Origin of the sequence: Caulobacter sp. CCG-8 (assembly GCF_037402475.1) — a bacterium.
GTDB lineage: Bacteria > Pseudomonadota > Alphaproteobacteria > Caulobacterales > Caulobacteraceae > Caulobacter.
On sequence record NZ_JBBEUD010000007.1, the window covers coordinates 68,837 to 83,814 of the forward strand.

The 14,978-nt window shown below is 70.9% G+C and carries 17 protein-coding genes; 6 read left to right on the plus strand and 11 right to left on the minus strand.

Features of this window, described 5'->3' with window-relative positions; genetic code table 11:
* Nucleotides 1–45 precede the first annotated feature (45 nt).
* Nucleotides 46–720: a lysoplasmalogenase family protein gene (locus WAE60_RS08615; RefSeq protein WP_337685762.1), complete on the minus strand. Its 675-nt coding sequence runs from the start codon at nt 718–720 to the stop codon at nt 46–48.
* 163 nt (nt 721–883) lie between these two features.
* On the opposite strand from WAE60_RS08615, the gene WAE60_RS08620 reads away from it, so the two are divergent.
* Entirely contained in the window at nt 884–2,425 is a 1,542-nt protein-coding gene (locus WAE60_RS08620; RefSeq protein WP_337685763.1) for an acetolactate synthase large subunit, read from the plus strand.
* A 46-nt stretch (nt 2,426–2,471) separates the two neighbouring features.
* Here the strand turns inward: WAE60_RS08620 and WAE60_RS08625 are convergent, their stop codons facing one another.
* From WAE60_RS08625 to WAE60_RS08635, 3 genes are read right to left on the minus strand one after another with little or no spacing between them, the layout of a single operon-like run.
* On the minus strand, nt 2,472–3,818 hold the full coding sequence (locus tag WAE60_RS08625) for an ATP-binding protein (protein WP_029908541.1): 1,347 nt from the start codon (nt 3,816–3,818) through the stop codon (nt 2,472–2,474).
* Nucleotides 3,818–4,519, minus strand: coding sequence for a response regulator (locus tag WAE60_RS08630; protein WP_029908538.1), 702 nt, complete (start codon nt 4,517–4,519; stop codon nt 3,818–3,820). The genes WAE60_RS08625 and WAE60_RS08630 overlap by 1 nt, the downstream gene beginning before the upstream one ends.
* Entirely contained in the window at nt 4,516–5,046 is a 531-nt protein-coding gene (locus WAE60_RS08635; RefSeq protein WP_337685764.1) for a helix-turn-helix domain-containing protein, read from the minus strand. The genes WAE60_RS08630 and WAE60_RS08635 overlap by 4 nt, the downstream gene beginning before the upstream one ends.
* Before the next feature lie 80 nt (nt 5,047–5,126).
* Here WAE60_RS08635 and WAE60_RS08640 point away from each other — a divergent pair, with 80 nt between their 5' ends.
* Both WAE60_RS08640 and flgE read left to right on the plus strand, forming a co-directional pair.
* Nucleotides 5,127–6,014: a branched-chain amino acid aminotransferase gene (locus WAE60_RS08640; protein WP_337685765.1), complete on the plus strand. Its 888-nt coding sequence runs from the start codon at nt 5,127–5,129 to the stop codon at nt 6,012–6,014.
* A gap of 249 nt (nt 6,015–6,263) precedes the next feature.
* A complete protein-coding gene (flgE, locus tag WAE60_RS08645; protein ID WP_337685766.1) occupies nt 6,264–7,946 on the plus strand; it encodes a flagellar hook protein FlgE in 1,683 nt (560 codons plus the stop codon).
* A gap of 19 nt (nt 7,947–7,965) precedes the next feature.
* Here the strand turns inward: flgE and WAE60_RS08650 are convergent, their stop codons facing one another.
* From WAE60_RS08650 to WAE60_RS08680, 7 genes are all read right to left on the minus strand, one after another.
* Nucleotides 7,966–8,928 (minus strand): tetratricopeptide repeat protein, encoded by a 963-nt coding sequence (locus tag WAE60_RS08650; protein WP_337685767.1) that lies wholly within the window; start codon nt 8,926–8,928, stop codon nt 7,966–7,968.
* Nucleotides 8,929–9,096: 168 nt separating this feature from the next.
* Entirely contained in the window at nt 9,097–9,498 is a 402-nt protein-coding gene (locus WAE60_RS08655; protein ID WP_337685768.1) for a hypothetical protein, read from the minus strand.
* Entirely contained in the window at nt 9,499–9,888 is a 390-nt protein-coding gene (locus WAE60_RS08660; protein WP_337685769.1) for a DUF4870 domain-containing protein, read from the minus strand. It lies immediately after the preceding gene.
* An 84-nt stretch (nt 9,889–9,972) separates the two neighbouring features.
* Nucleotides 9,973–10,551 carry a hypothetical protein gene (locus WAE60_RS08665; protein ID WP_337685770.1) on the minus strand — a complete coding sequence of 193 codons (579 nt, stop codon included), beginning with the start codon at nt 10,549–10,551 and terminating at the stop codon, nt 9,973–9,975.
* Nucleotides 10,551–10,949 carry a dihydroneopterin aldolase gene (folB, locus tag WAE60_RS08670; RefSeq protein ID WP_337685896.1) on the minus strand — a complete coding sequence of 133 codons (399 nt, stop codon included), beginning with the start codon at nt 10,947–10,949 and terminating at the stop codon, nt 10,551–10,553. The genes WAE60_RS08665 and folB overlap by 1 nt, the downstream gene beginning before the upstream one ends.
* Before the next feature lie 25 nt (nt 10,950–10,974).
* Entirely contained in the window at nt 10,975–11,742 is a 768-nt protein-coding gene (locus WAE60_RS08675; protein ID WP_337685771.1) for an SDR family oxidoreductase, read from the minus strand.
* A gap of 4 nt (nt 11,743–11,746) precedes the next feature.
* Nucleotides 11,747–11,965 carry a hypothetical protein gene (locus tag WAE60_RS08680; protein WP_197026646.1) on the minus strand — a complete coding sequence of 73 codons (219 nt, stop codon included), beginning with the start codon at nt 11,963–11,965 and terminating at the stop codon, nt 11,747–11,749.
* On the opposite strand from WAE60_RS08680, the gene WAE60_RS08685 reads away from it, so the two are divergent.
* The 3 genes from WAE60_RS08685 (at nt 11,964) to WAE60_RS08695 (ending at nt 14,923) form a co-directional block, all read left to right on the plus strand.
* Nucleotides 11,964–12,893: a S1/P1 nuclease gene (locus WAE60_RS08685; RefSeq protein ID WP_337685772.1), complete on the plus strand. Its 930-nt coding sequence runs from the start codon at nt 11,964–11,966 to the stop codon at nt 12,891–12,893. The genes WAE60_RS08680 and WAE60_RS08685 overlap by 2 nt on opposite strands.
* Before the next feature lie 9 nt (nt 12,894–12,902).
* Nucleotides 12,903–13,373, plus strand: coding sequence for an NUDIX domain-containing protein (locus WAE60_RS08690; protein WP_337685773.1), 471 nt, complete (start codon nt 12,903–12,905; stop codon nt 13,371–13,373).
* A gap of 110 nt (nt 13,374–13,483) precedes the next feature.
* Nucleotides 13,484–14,923: an aldehyde dehydrogenase family protein gene (locus WAE60_RS08695; protein ID WP_337685774.1), complete on the plus strand. Its 1,440-nt coding sequence runs from the start codon at nt 13,484–13,486 to the stop codon at nt 14,921–14,923.
* Nucleotides 14,924–14,978: the final 55 nt, after the last annotated feature.

Here is a 14,978-nt window from a genome sequence, read left to right on the forward strand (position 1 = left end):
GACTTGGGGGACACACACTCACCCTATGATCGGTGCTCATCCTGGCTAGGCCTTGGCGTGAGTGTGTGTCCCCTCCTTCAGGCTCAGCACCTTCACCACCCCCACGCAGATCAGCAGCTGTCCGAAGTAGTACAGCCCCCACACCGCCAGGCCGGTGGCGAAGTTGTCCGGCCAGGGGCCGTTGCGGCCGAAGATGATCAGGTCGGAGACCACGAACATCAGCGCCCCGATCCCGACGCGGAAGCGCGGGAAGCGGCTGAGCCAGGCCGTCGCCGCCATCAGGGCCAGGCCCAGGCTGTAGACCGCCACGCCCGGCGCGCCGGCGCGGTCGGCGGGCAGCAGGAAGGCGATGACCACCACGGCGGGGACCAGCGCCGCGGCCAGGGCGACCTGGCTCCTCGACGGGCTCGGGCGACGGTTGCGAACGTAGAGGCCGATGGCGACCAGGTGTCCGGCCAGGAAGGCCAGGGCCCCCACCGTCAGCCCGGCCGCGCCCAAGAGCACGTCGCCCAGGGCGCCGAAGGCCATGACCAGGGTCAGCAGCCAGCCGTCCAGGCTGCGCACGTTCAGGGCGGCATAGACCGCCAGCAGCCCGACGCCCAGGCCCTTCCAGGTCAGCTCGGCGGCGGGCGACAGGGGAAGGCTCCAGGCCGCCACGTAGCTGACCCCGGCCAGGACCGAGGCGGCCAGGACGGCCTTGGCCAGATTTGATCGAGACATTCAGTTTCCCCGTTGCCGGTCCGCTCTTCGGCGACGCTTCGGCGCGGGCCAGACTGCGACGGACAGCACTGTCCCCGCAACCTTCCCCGAGGGTGAACCCGCAACCCCGTTGGCGGGTCTCCCGAAATGTCGGAAGCTTCTCCCGAACGGTACGGAGAAGACCATGAACGGCGCCGACGCCCTGATCACCACCCTGGCCGACAACGGCGTCACCGCCTGCTTCGCCAATCCCGGCACCAGCGAGATGCAGTTCGTCGCGGCCCTGGACCGCGAGCCGCGCATGCGCAGCGTGCTGTGCCTGTTCGAGGGGGTGGCGACCGGGGCGGCCGACGGCTGGGGGCGGATGACCGGGACGCCGGCCTGCACCCTGCTGCACCTGGGGCCGGGCTACGCCAACGGCGCGGCCAACCTGCACAACGCCCGGCGGGCCTACACCCCCATCGTCAACGTCATCGGCGACCACGCCACCGATCACCGCCAGTACGACGCGCCCCTGAACTCCGACATCGCCGCCCTGGCCGCGCCCAATTCGCTGTGGGTCAAGTCGGCCGACAGCGCCGACGCCGTGGGTCCCCTGGCCGCCGAGGCGGTGGCCGCCAGCTTCGGGACGCCGGGCGGGAACGCTTGCCTGATCCTGCCGGCCGACAGCGCTTGGAACGCGACGACCGTCGCGGGGCCGACGATCGACCGGCCGAGGTTCCGCGCCCCGGACCCCGCCGCCGTCGCCGCCGTGGTCAAGGCCCTGAAGGCGGCCGCCAAGCCCGTGCTGCTGCTCGGCTCTGGCGCGTGCGGCGAGGCCGCCGTGGCCGCCGCCGGGCGGATCGCGGCCGCGGGCGTACGGGTGCTGACCGACACCTTCACCGCCCGCCAGGCGCGTGGCGAGGGCCGCTTCCGCCCCGACAAGCTGCCCTATTTCGGCGAGCAGGCCCTGAAGGACCTGGAGGGTGTCGACCTGATGGTGCTGGTCGCCACGACCGCGCCGGTGGCCTTCTTCGCCTATCCCGACCGGCCCAGCGTGCTGGTCCCCGACGGCTGCGCGACCGCGATCCTGTGCGACCGGGCCACGGACGCCGCCGCCGCCCTGGACGCCCTGGCCCAGGCGCTGGACGCGCCGGCGGCGGGCGCGGTCGAGCCCTACGCCCCGGCCGCCGCCCCTTCGGGCAAGCTGGACGCCTGGGCCATGGGCGCGTCCATCGCCCGCCATATGCCGGCCGGGGCGATCATCTCGGACGACGCGGTGACCGCCGGTCTGCCGATCTTCACCCAGACCCGCAACGCCCGGGCCCACGACTGGCTGTCCCTGACCGGCGGGGCCATCGGCCAGGGCGTGCCCCTGGCCATCGGCGCGGCCGTGGCCTGTCCCGACCGCAAGGTGCTGAGCCTGAACGGCGACGGGGCGGGGATGTACACGGTCCAGGGCCTGTGGACGATCGCCCGCGAGCGGCTGGACGTGACGGTGGTGGTGTTCGCCAACCACGCTTACCGCATCCTGGGCATCGAGATGGGCCGCACCGGCGGCGGCGAGCCGGGCCCGGCGGCGTCGCGGCTGCTGGACCTGGGCGATCCGAGGATCGACTGGGTGTCGGTGGCGCAGGGCCTGGGCGTGCCCGCCGAACGGGTCGAGACGGCCGAGGCGTTCGACGCGGCGATGGCCCGGGCGATGCGGGAGCCGGGGCCGCGATTCATCGAGGCGGCGATGCGGTAGGGGCGGCTGGGGACATATACATGTGCATGTCCCCAATTTGATCCGCTCATCCCGGAAGTCTGAGCACCGCCCTCAGCCCGCCCATCGGCGACTTCTGCAGCGTCAGTTCGCCGCCCAGCCCGCGCGCCATGTCCCGCGCGATGGCTAGGCCGAGCCCCACGCCCTTCTCGTTCTGGTTTCGCGACTCGTCCAGGCGGTTGAAGGGCCGGAAGGCCTCCTCGTGGCGGTCGTCGGGGATGCCGGGGCCGTCGTCGTCGACGAAGATCCACACGCCGCCCGAGGGGGCGGCGGTGGACGAGACCCGCACGGTCTCGCCGTGGGCGGCGGCGTTGTCGATCAGGTTGGCCAGGGCCCGCTTGAAGGCCTGGGGCCGCAGGATGGCCGACAGGTCGTCGCCGATCGACACCTCGACCTTGGCCCCGGCCCGCTGGGCGCCCTCGCAGACCCCCTCGATCAGCGGCCGCAGCATGACCTGGCGGGCCTCCTCGCCGCCCTCGCCCCGGGCGAAGGCCAGGTACTCGTCGATCATGTGCTCCATTTCGGAGAGGTCGCGGGCCATGGCCTCCAACTGCGGGCTGGGCTCGGCCAGGGCGATCTCCAGCTTCAGCCGGGTCAGGGGCGTGCGCAGGTCGTGGCTGACGCTGGCCAACAGGGCGGTGCGCTGCTCGATATGGCGCTGGATTCGGGCCTTCATGGCCAGGAAGGCCGAGGCCGCCTGGCGCACCTCGCGCGCGCCGTGCGGCTTGAAGGCGGCCTGGTCGATACCGCGCCCGAAGGCGTCGGCCGCGTCGGCCAGGCGCTCGATGGCCCGCACCTGGTTGCGGATGAACAGGATGGCCACCGCCGTCAGCAGCAGGGTCGCCACCACCATCCACAGGATGAAGATGTGGCCCTGGGTGGCGAAGGCGCGGTCGCGCGGGGCGATGATCCGCAGCACGCCTTCCTTGACCTGCACGCGGATGTCGACGTGGCCGGGATAGCGGGTGGTGTCGAACCAGAACGGGTCGTCCAGCCGGTCGTCCAGGGCCGTGCGCAGCGAGCGGTCCAGCGAGGCGAACAGCGAGGGCCGCTGGCCGGTCGGCAGCTTGCGGCCCTTCTGCAGGGCGATCGACAGCGACATCGACTCCTCGGCCCGCTCGGCCATCTTGTCGAGCGCCTCGGGCGAGGGATCGTCCTTGTAGGTCTGCACCGCCCAGGCCACGTCGCCGGCCAGGCCTTCGGACAGGCGGCTGGTGACGGTCTCCCAGTGGGCGTCGAAGAACGCCCAGGTGACGGCGATCTGCATCACCGCCACCGGCAGGACGATGATCAGCAGCGATCGCCCGAACAGCGAGGTCGGCAGCCACCGCTTGATCTGGCGGGGGATGTAGAGGCGGGTGCGGAAGCGGAACATCAGTCCGGCGCCAGCCGATAGCCGATGCCCCGCACGGTCTGCAGATATCTCGGATTCTTCGGATCGGGCTCGATCTTGCGGCGCAGGCGGGTGACCTGGACGTCGACGGCGCGGCCGGTGGCGTCGACGGTGTCGCGGGCCAGCTCCAGGCGGTCGACGGGCGCGTGGGCGGCCTTGGCCAGGCGGCGCAGCAGGGCGACCTCGGCCTCGGTCAGGCGGATCGGCTCGCCATCGCGGGTCAGCTCGCCGCGCTCGGGCTCGAAGGCGCAGGCCCCCAGGCTCAGGGCGCGCGGCCCCGACGGCTTGGGCGTCGAGCGGCGCAGGATCGACTCGATGCGCAGCAGCAGTTCGCGCGGCTCGAACGGCTTGGCCAGGTAGTCGTCGGCCCCGTGGGTCAGGCCCTCGATCCGGTCGCTGGTCTGGTCGCGGGCGGTCAGCATCAGGATCGGCGTCCTGCCGGCCTCGCCGCCCCGGGCCCGCAGCCGCCGGGTGAACGAGAAACCGTCCTCGCCGGGCATCATCACGTCCAGCACCAGCAGGTCGAAGTCCATCGCGCCCGTCAGCCGGTCGGCGTGGGCGGCGTCGGCGGCGGCGCTGACCCGGAAGCCGGCGCGGGCCAGGAATTCCTTGAGCAGGGTGCGGATGCGGTCGTCGTCGTCGACGACCAGCAGGTGGCGCTCCGCGCGTTCTTCTGGGGTCATAGCCCGTCCCGACGATTGAGGCCGACACCTTGGCGCGGTCCGGCCAGGGCCGCCAGGATGCGCCGCGTCCCGGCCACGCCGTCCAGGCCCCCGGTGCGATAGGCGCGGCCCAGCAGGGTGCGCAGCCGCTCGGCCACCCGGTACTCGAAGGCGATCCCCTCGGGGGTCAGCTCGGCCGGCCGCCGGCGGGCGTCCAGGTCGCCGGACGCCTTGCGGGCCAGGCCCAGGCGCTGCAGGTCCGACAGGGTCTTGCTGGCCGCCTGCTTCGAAAGGCTGGTCAGCTTGGAAAGGTCCTGCACCCCGATGCCGGGGCGACGGCGCAGCAGGAAGGCGGCGCGCCAGTGCGAGCGTCCCAGGCCCGGCCCCTCGCCCTCCAGGGCCGTGTCGACCGCCGCCCACAGGCCCGCCTCGGCCAGCAGCAGCAGCTCCAGCCCGCTGTCCAGCTGCTCCTCGCCCAGGATCAGGCGGGGGTCGGTCGATCCCCCGATCCCGCCGGGGGAAGGGCCGGGTGAAAGCGGCCCGGCCATCAGCTTGCGTCCATTTTATTTGACCTTCGCCGGCTCGGGGCGTCTAAGAGCCGGGTTCCAAATAAGGAGGTCTTGGACCGATGTCTCTCGTTCCCTTCGACGATCGCGATGGTTGGATCTGGCTGGACGGCCAGTTCGTCGCCTGGCGGGACGCGAAGGTGCACGTATTGACCCATGGCCTTCACTACGCCTCGTCGGTGTTCGAAGGCGAGCGGATGTACGGCGGCGAGATCTTCAAGCTGACCGAGCATACCGAGCGCCTGTTCAAATCGGCCGAAATCCTCGATTTCAAGATCCCCTACACGGTGGCCGAGATCGACGAGGCGTGCAAGGCGACCGCCGCCAAGAACGGCCTGACCGACTGCTATGTCCGCCCGATCGCCTGGCGCGGCAGCGAGATGATCGGCGTGTCGGCCCAGCAGACCAAGATCCACGTGGCCATCGCCGTGTGGGACTGGCCCAGCTATTTCGACCCGGCGACCAAGGCCAAGGGCATCCGCCTGACCTGGGCCAAGTACGACCGTCCTGCCCCGAACACGATCCCGACCGCCGCCAAGGCCGCCGGGCTCTACATGATCTGCACCATCTCCAAGCACGCCGCGGAGAAGGAAGGCTTCGCCGACGCGATGATGATCGACTACCGCGGCTACATCGCCGAGGCGACCGGGGCCAACGTGTTCTTCGTCAAGGACGGCGCGCTGCACACCCCGATCCCGGACTGCATCCTGAACGGCATCACCCGCCAGACGGTGATCCAGATCGCCAAGGAACGCGGGATCCAGGTGATCGAGCGCCACATCGAGAAGGCCGAGCTGTCGACCTTCACCGAGTGCTTCATCGTCGGCACCGCCGCCGAGGTCACCCCGGTGTCGGAGATCGGCGAGTTCAAGTTCACCCCGGGCCAGCTGTCGCTGTCGCTGATGGACGCCTACGCCGCCCTGGTGCGGCGGGAGCTCGTGCCGGCCTAAGCTGGCGCTCTTACTGAAATGAAGATCCCGGAGGGCTCGGCTCTCCGGGATTTTTTATGGCCCGCCGCAGTTAACCATAAGATGGTGCGGTCGCGCCGCCTGGCAAAACCTACCCGGCAGAAGATCTCGAAACATAGTAAACGGCAATTATATTAACCATCTATACTACTCATTACCTGGAAATTTCGTGCCTCGCACATGACTTGCACCGCGTCCGGCCAACGATAACCGGATGGGGTTCCACACGTCATGAGCATCAACAGCGCCATGCTGGCCGGGGTTTCCGGCCTGCTCGCCAATTCCTCGAGCCTGGCGGCGATCTCGGACAACATCGCCAACGTCAACACCGTCGGCTACAAGCGCAGCTCGGCCAACTTTTCGTCGATGGTCACCTCGCAGAGCAAGAACGGCAGCTACAGCGCCGGCGGCGTCGGGGCCAAGACCCACCAGTTCATCAGCCAGCAGGGCCTGTCCCAGGCCACGACCTCGAACCTGGACCTGTCGATCTCGGGCGCCGGCTTCTTCGTGACCACCGAGAAGCCCGAGGGCCTGTCGCCCACCGACACCCGCTCGTTCACCCGCGCCGGCTCGTTCACCCTCGACAATCTGGGCTACCTGCAGAACGACGCCGGCCTCTATCTCCAGGGCTGGCTGGCCGACCCGGTGACCGGCATGATCACCACCGACCCCTCGGACCTGTCGCGGCTGTCGTCCATCAACGTCGCCACGGTCGGCGGGGCCGCCGAGAAGACCACCCGGGCCGGGATCAACGCCAACCTGCGCTCCGAGCAGACGGTGTCGGCGGCCGCCAACGCCAAGGTGACCAAGACCGCCGTGCCGGAAACCCCCGCGGCGACGCCCGCCGTGGACTACGCCGTCACCTACAGCCCGACCGGAACCGGCAACCAGTATTCGGTGTCGATCAGCCGGGCGGGAACCGTGGTGTCCACCGGCACGGCCACCTACGACCCCACCACCGGCGCCCTGACCGGCTACCTCCCCACCGGCGCGACCGTTCCGGTCACCACCCTGACCACCGCCGGCCAGACCGTGAACCTGTCCGACCTGGGTATGACCACCAAGGCCGACGCCGTCGCCGCCGGGGCCTACGACCCGGCCACCAACTCGATGTCGGACTACGCCCTGGACCCGACCAAGGGCGTCAAGCCGGACTTCGAGATCCAGCTGCCGGTCTCGGACTCCAAGGGCGGCCAGCGCACGATCACCCTGTCGCTGATCAAGGGGCCGGGTCCCAACGAGTGGTACGCCGAACTGCGCGCCAAGCCCGGCGACCTGGACAACAACGCCAACGGCCTGATCAGCTCGGGCAAGATCACCTTCACCAACGACGGCAAGCTGGCCAGCACCGGCGGCCTGTTCGGCACCACCAACCCGACCTCGATCAGCATCGGCGCGTCCGATCCGCTGGCCACCGGCACGGGCCCGCGCTGGGCCGACGGCCTGGGCATCGACAGCCAGGACATCCAGATCGACCTGGCCAACGCCGCCGGCGGCCTGACCCAGTTCAACAGCCAGTCGGTGGTGCAGTCGGTCAACACCAACGGCACGGCGTTCGGCAACCTGACCAACATCGAGATCGACGATAAGGGCTATGTCTCGGCGATCTTCGACAACGGCGTCACCCGCCGCATCGCCCAGGTCGCCATCGCCACCTTCTCCAACCCGGACGGGCTGAAGGCGGTCAACGGCAACGCCTATCGGGTGACCAACGAGAGCGGCGGCTTCAGCCTCAAGACGCCCGGCGACGGCGGCGCGGGCTCGATCGCGCCCTCGACCCTGGAAGCCTCCACGGTGGACCTGTCGACCGAGTTCACCGGCCTGATCACCACCCAACGGGCCTATTCGGCCTGTTCGAAGATCATCACCACCGCGGACCAGATGCTGGAGGAGCTGCTGAGCATCAAGCGGTAGGGCGAGCGGTGGGGCGAAGCTACCCCGCCACCTTCGCTTCCAGCTCCGCCAGCCGCGCCCGCGTGGACGCCAGGTCGGCCCCGAACCGCGCCGGGTCGGCCGCCGCCAGGCGGGCGGCCACGTCGTAGCTCTCGCGATAGAGGTCCAGGGCCCGCATGCGGTGCCCCCGGTCCTCGCGCAGGTCGGCCAGGCGCTCCAGCGACACCGACAGGGCGCGGCGGGCGTTGGGATCGGCGGCTTCGCGGCCGCCGTGCGAGCGGCGCAGGGCCAGGGCCTCCTCGAAGGCGGCCAGGGCCTCGTTCAGGCGGCCCTCCATCTCGGCCACGTCGCCGACCCCCGACAGGGCGCCGGCCAGCAGCTCGTCGGCGGCGAAGTCGCCCTGGGGCGCGGCGGCGCGGGCGGCGCGGGCGTAGCTGACCGCCTCCTCATAGGCCTCGGCGGCGTCGTCCAGCCGGCCCTGGCCGCGCGCGAAGTCGCCCAGGTCGCGGCGCGACACGGCCTTCTCGCGGTCGTCCCTGGCCATGCGCAGCAGGTGGTTCAGGGCCTGGGCCGCCTGGGACCAGGCTTCCTGGCGGCTCAGGCTGACCAGCCGGGCGCGGAGGCCCTCGAAGGTCTCGGCCGGGGCGGGCGGCGGCAGCTCGGCCGCGACGATCGGGGTGGCGACAGGGGGCGGGGCAGGCGCGGCGACGACCGGCGCCGGTTCGGGCGCGGCCTCGACGGCCAGGACCGGTTCGGCGACCGGCTCCAGGTCCACCGGCGCCGGCCTGCGCCGGGCCTTGGGCTTGGGACGCGGGGTCAGGGCGGCGACGAGGAGCACGACCCCCGTGATCGCCGCCGCCCAGCCCACGAACGGACGGTGCGGCTCGAAGGGACCGAGATCCAGGTTCTGCGCCCAATCCCCCAGGACGCCGAAACCCGCGATCACGTATCCCGATGTCGCCAGGATCGTCCCGAGGACGACCCCCACGAGCCGAGCCAGCATGTCGTCCCCTCCACGACCCGTTCGTAAGGAGGAGGAGGTCAGCGCAGGGCCGCTCCGGCGTCGAGCCGTCTCAACCGCCAGGGGAAGGGGCGGGGCCAAGCGCCGCCATATCGGGCGCCGGGCGACCCGGGCGCCTGGGAAACGCCCATGACCTAACGGAAGCCGGGGTCAGAGCAGCCAGGCGTTCGGCCGCGGATAGGCCTGGCCCTGCAGCAGATAGACCAGGCCGACGATGCAGCGCACCACGAAGAACACGCCGATCGCGCCCATGATCGTGCCGCCGGCGATCAGCATCGGGATGCCGATCAGCAGCACCGCCAGGGCCAATCCCACCAGGAACAGCGCCATGCCGATCAGGAACCACCAGATCGACAGCCAGAAGGTGCGGATGGCGAAGGTGTAGTGGCTGGCGTTGATCGGCCCGGCCGTCTCGCGGTTGAGATAGGCGACGATCAATCCGACCAGGATGGTCAGGCCGTTGAAGCAGCCCAGCAGGTACAGGGCGTAGACCACGATCGGCAGGAGCTTGTCCTCGTCGATACGGGCGGGGCTTTGGGCGGCGTCGCTCATTCAGATCATCCAGTTGCGGGGCGTGGGATAGGGCTGGACCTTCAACAGCCAGGAGAGGCCGAGGATGCAGCGCACGGCGGTCCAGACCCAGACGGCGGGCAGGATCACGAAGCCGATGCCGACCGGCGTCAGCACGCCGCCGATCACCGAGAACAGCAGGGCCAGCCAGAAGGTGCGGATCTGGAAGACGTAGTGGGTGCGCAGCCAGTCGGGCGCGGCGTCCTTGCTGACATAGGCCAGGATCACCCCCACCACCCCGGTCAGTCCGGCCGAGATCAGCCCGGCCAGATAGAGGGCGTAGACGACCAGCGGCATGGTCTTGTCGTCCTGCAGGGCGGGCGGGACGGCGGGGTCGGCGGTCGGGCCGGCGGCGGGATCGGTCTGGCTCATGGAACGATGGTCGCCAATATCGGCCGCGAACGCAAATGAAGGTCGCGTCATGCTCCCTTCCCTCGCAAGGGGAGAGGGAGGGCGCTAAGCGCTCGGCAGCAGCGCCTCGGGCAGGGCGTGGGGGTCCAGGCCCTGGCCGCGTCCCAGCCACGGCAGCACCGCCGTCAGCAGGATCAGCAGGAAGGCCATGCGCGCGGCCAGGGCCAGGGCGACGCCGGCCATGCCGGGCGTGAAGGCCAGCAGCAGCAGCACCGCCGTGCCCAGGGCCAGCAGCCCCATCACCCAGGTCAGGCCCTCGCGCACGTTCAGGCCCCCGGCCAGCTCGAAGCGGGGCCCGCGCGCGCCCGGCGGGGCGAGGTCGGCGGCCACCGCGGCGACGGCGCGGGCGAACAGCGAGAAGTCGGCCAGCCGGTCCTCGAAGCGTCCCGGGCCGGTCCAGCTCTGGGACGGCAGCAGCAGCTTGTGGCGGCGGCCGAACACCAGGGTCAGGGCCCGGTGGCGGTCGCCCTCGCGCGGCCGCGACAGGCGGAAGGCGGTCAGGGCGGAGAGGGGGAAACGGCGTTCCTGCCGGCCGCGGCGCTCGACCAGGTCCGCGCCGTCCAGGGTCCAGACCGTCTCCGGCTGGAAGGGGACGAGGCGGGCGCTGTGCGACAGCGTGGCCATCACCCCCGGACGGCGGTGATTTCCACCCCGGCGGCGGCGGCGTGGGGCGCCAGGGCCAGGGGCTTTTCCACCCGCACGCGGGCGCGGGTCACGCGGCTGTCGGCGAAGCTGGCCTGGGCCAGGCGCTCGGCGAAGGTCTCGACCAGGTCGATATGGCCCTCGGCGGCGATGGCCTGGGCGGCCTGGAGGATGGTCTCGTAATTGACGGTGTCGCCCAGGTCCTCGCAGTGGCTGGCGGCGACGTCCAGCTCGACGTCGATGACCAGGGGCTGCTGGCGGCCGTGCTCGTAGTCATAGACCCCGATCCAGGCGTCGACCTTCAGGCCGCGCACGAACACCTTGGTGACGATGACCCGGGCCGGCGTGGGCTGGGTCGCTTCGTTCGGAAGGTTGGTCAGGGGTTGGGCGGCCAAGGCGAGACTCTCAGGAACCGATGACATCGGGGGTGCGCCAGCCCAGATGCTGGCCCGCGTCGACCGCGATCATCTGGCCCGTGACCGACGTTGCGTCAATGAGGTAGCGCAGGGCCGCGGCGATGTCGCCCGGCGAAACGGCCCGTTCCAGCGGGGTTCCGGCGGCCTCGCGCTCGAATTCGCCGGGGGCCTGGTGCACCGAGGCCAGGGTCGGGCCGGGGCCGATGGCGTTGACCCGCACGCGCGGCGCCAGGTCCTGGGCCAGGGTCTGGGTCACCCACCACAGGCCGGCCTTGGACAGGCTGTAGCTGAAGAACTGCGGATTGGGCCGCAGCACGCGCTGGTCGATGATGTTGACGATCTGGCCGCCATTTGAAGAGGGGGCGCCGGCGGGCAGGGCGGCGGCGAAGGCCTGGGCCAGCACCACCGGGGCGCGCAGGTTGGCGTCCAGGTGGGCGTTCCAGCTCTCGCGGGTCGCGGTGGCCAGGCGGTCGTCCTCGAAGGTCGAGGCGCTGTTGACCAGCAGGGTGACGGGGCCCAGAGCCTGGGCGGCGCGGCCGATCAGGGCGGCGGTCTGGCCCTCGTCCGTCAGTTCGGCGTCGAGGACGACGGCCCGGCGGCCCAAGGCGGCGATCTCGTCGGCGACGGCCTGGGCTTCATCTCGAGCCGTGCGGCAGTGGACGGCGACGTCGAAGCCGGCGCGCGCGGCTTCCAGCGCCAGGACGCGGCCGATCCGGCGGCCGGCGCCGGTGACCAGGGCCGCGCCGCGCTCGGTCATCGTCTTAGTCGAAACGGCCGAATTCGAACTTGTTGAGGCCGAGGATGACCACCAGGAAGATGGCGATGACGCCGATCGCGACCATGAGCTTGAATCCGTTTTCAGACTGAAAGGTGATGCGGGCTTTAGCCTCGCGCGACGCCGACCGCAAGGCTGGGCGTCGCGCGGCGCTTGACCCGGCGGGGCGACGGGGGCCTGCTGGGCGGAAAAGGGGGAGGGACATGCGCAGAAGCCTGATCGCGGCCGTGGCGACGGCGGCCTTGGCCGTGGCCGCCCTGGCGCCCGCGCCGGCCCTGGCCTGGAACGACCAGGGGCACATGGCGACCGGCGACATCGCCTATGACGTCCTGGCCGAGCGCGACCCCAAGGCCGTGGCCGCGATCGTCGCCCTCATGCGCGACCATCCCGACCACGCCGCCTTCGAACGCCAGCTGGCCGGGCTGACGGGGCGCGCGCGCGAGCGGCGACTGTTCGCCCTGATGGCCCGCTGGCCCGACGACACGCGCGGCAGCGCCCATGACCGCCCCGATTGGCACTACGCGGTCAAGGTGGTCTCGCCCTGGCGCTTCGTGATGCCGCTGTCGTTCGGCCATGGCGAGCGCGCCTTCCGCGACAACCTGGCGATCGCCCGCGACCCCAGGGCGCCGCGCGCCCACCGCGCGATCGCGCTGTGCTGGATCATGCACGGGGTCGGCGACCTGCATCAGCCGCTGCACGCCGGCCATTGGATGTCGTGGACATTCCCCAAGACCGACCGGGCCGGCACGATCGCCTATGTGCGCTGGGCGCCGGGCGGTCCGTCGGTCGACCTGCACGAGTTCTGGGACGGGGTTCCCAACCGGCCGGGCGGACGGGACGTCGGCTCCGAGGCCCTGGCCGCGGCGGCCGAGGCGGCCCACCCTCGTCCGACCGGCGGCGGCCTGGGTCCGGACCCCTACCGCGCCTTCCTGATCTGGGAGCACGAGAGCTGGGTCCTGGCCAAGACCGTGGCCTACCGGGACGGCGCCCTGGCCACCGGCAGGACGCGGGCCGAGGCGCCCGTGCTCCCGAAGGGCTATTGGGCCACGGCCCGCGACCTGGCCGAGCTGCGGATCGCGACGGCCGGCTATCGGCTGGCGGACGTGCTGGCGCTGGTGCGCGCGGAGCCCTAGGTTTCCGCCATGCTCTGGCGCCGCCGTGTCGAACCGTTCACCCGTCCCTTCGTCTATGCCTGGTTCCGCGCCCGGCGGGGCCTGACCCTGGGCGTGCGCGGGGTGGTCACCGACGCCGAGGGGCGGGTGCTGCTGATCGAGCACACCTATGTCCACGGCTGGTACCTGCCCGGCGGCGGGGTCGAGCGCGGCGAGACGGCCGAGACGGCCCTGGCCCGCGAGATGCAGGAGGAGGCCGGGGTGCGCGTGCTGGGCCGGCCGAGCCTGGTCTCGGTGCACAGCAACGAGCCGCGCCATCCCGGCGACCACGTGCTGGTCTACCGAGTCCACGCCTGGGCGCCGTGCGCCGCCAACGCCCAGGGCGAGATCCACAAGGTCGGCTGGTTCGCCCCCGACGCCCTGCCGGACGGGACCACGCCCAGCACCCGCCGGCGCATCGTCGAGGTGTTGCACGGCGCCGAATGCGACCCGATGTGGTGAGGGGCGAACGATCGGCCCTTCCCCAGTGATCAATGATCATTAAAATGGATGTTTGAACGAGGGCCGCCGTCCTTCCGGACGTGAGCCGCCCCAGCCCGGAGGAGCACGGCATGCGCGACTACCTGAAGTTCTACATCGACGGTCAGTGGGTCGAGCCGAAAGGCTCCAAGACGGTGGACGTGATCAATCCGGCCACCGAGGCCGTCGCCGGCCGGGTGACCCTGGGCACGGCCGACGACGTGGACCTGGCCGTCCGCGCCGCCCGCAAGGCCTTCGCCACCTATTCCCAGACCAGCCGCGAGGAGCGCATCGACCTGCTCGAGCGGATCATCGCCGAGTACCAGAAGCGCTTCGAGGACATGGCGAAAGCCATCACCGAGGAGATGGGCGCCCCGTCGTGGCTGGCCCAGCGCGCCCAGGCGGCCATGGGCATCGCCCACGTCCAGACCTCGCTGCAGGTGCTCAAGGACTACAAGTTCGAGGAAGACCGCGGCACGACCCGGCTCGTGAAGGAGCCGATCGGCGTCTGCGCCTTCATCACCCCGTGGAACTGGCCGATCAACCAGATCGCCTGCAAGGTCGCGCCGGCCCTGGCCACCGGCTGCACCATGGTGCTCAAGCCCTCGGAAGTGGCCCCGTTCTCGGCCTGGATCTGGACCGAGATCCTGGCCGCCGCCGGCGTGCCGGCCGGCGTCTACAACCTGGTCAACGGCGACGGCCCCACGGTGGGCGCGGCGCTCAGCTCGCATCCGGAAGTCGACATGGTGTCGTTCACCGGTTCGACCCGGGCCGGCATCGAGGTGGCCAAGAACGCCGCCCCGACCGTCAAGCGCGTGCACCAGGAACTGGGCGGCAAGAGCCCCAACATCATCCTCGACGACGCCGACTACCAGAAGGCGGTCGGGGGCGGCGTGGCCTCGGTGATGATGAACTCGGGCCAGTCGTGCAACGCCCCGACCCGGATGCTGGTCCCGTCCAAGCGCATGGACGAGGTGATCGCCATCGCCAAGGCCGCCGCCGAGGCCCACACCGTGGGCGACCCGAACGGCAACTCCAAGCTGGGCCCCGTGGTCTCGGAAGTGCAGTGGAACAAGATCCAGGGCCTGATCCAGAAGGGCGTCGACGAGGGCGCGACCCTGGTCTCGGGCGGCCCCGGCAAGCCGGAAGGCCTGGAGACCGGCTACTATGTGAAGCCGACGGTGTTCGCCAACGTCACCTCGGACATGACCATCGCCAAGGAAGAGATCTTCGGCCCGGTGCTGGCGATCCTCGGCTATGACGGCGTCGACCAGGCGGTCGAGATCGGCAACAACACCGAATACGGCCTGGCGGCCTATGTCTCGGGCAACGACCAGTCGGAAGTCCGCTCGGTGGCGTCCAAGCTGCGCGCCGGCCAGGTGGTGCTGAACGGCGCCGGCCCCGACCTGATGGCCCCGTTCGGCGGCTACAAGATGAGCGGCAACGGCCGCGAATGGGGCGACCACGCCTTCGGCGAGTTCCTGGAGACCAAGGCCATCCTCGGCTACGGGACGAAGGCCGCGGCGGAGTAGCTCTTGGGTCCGTCCCTCCCCCTCGTGGGGAGGGAAAAACCTCTCTCGCTTCCCC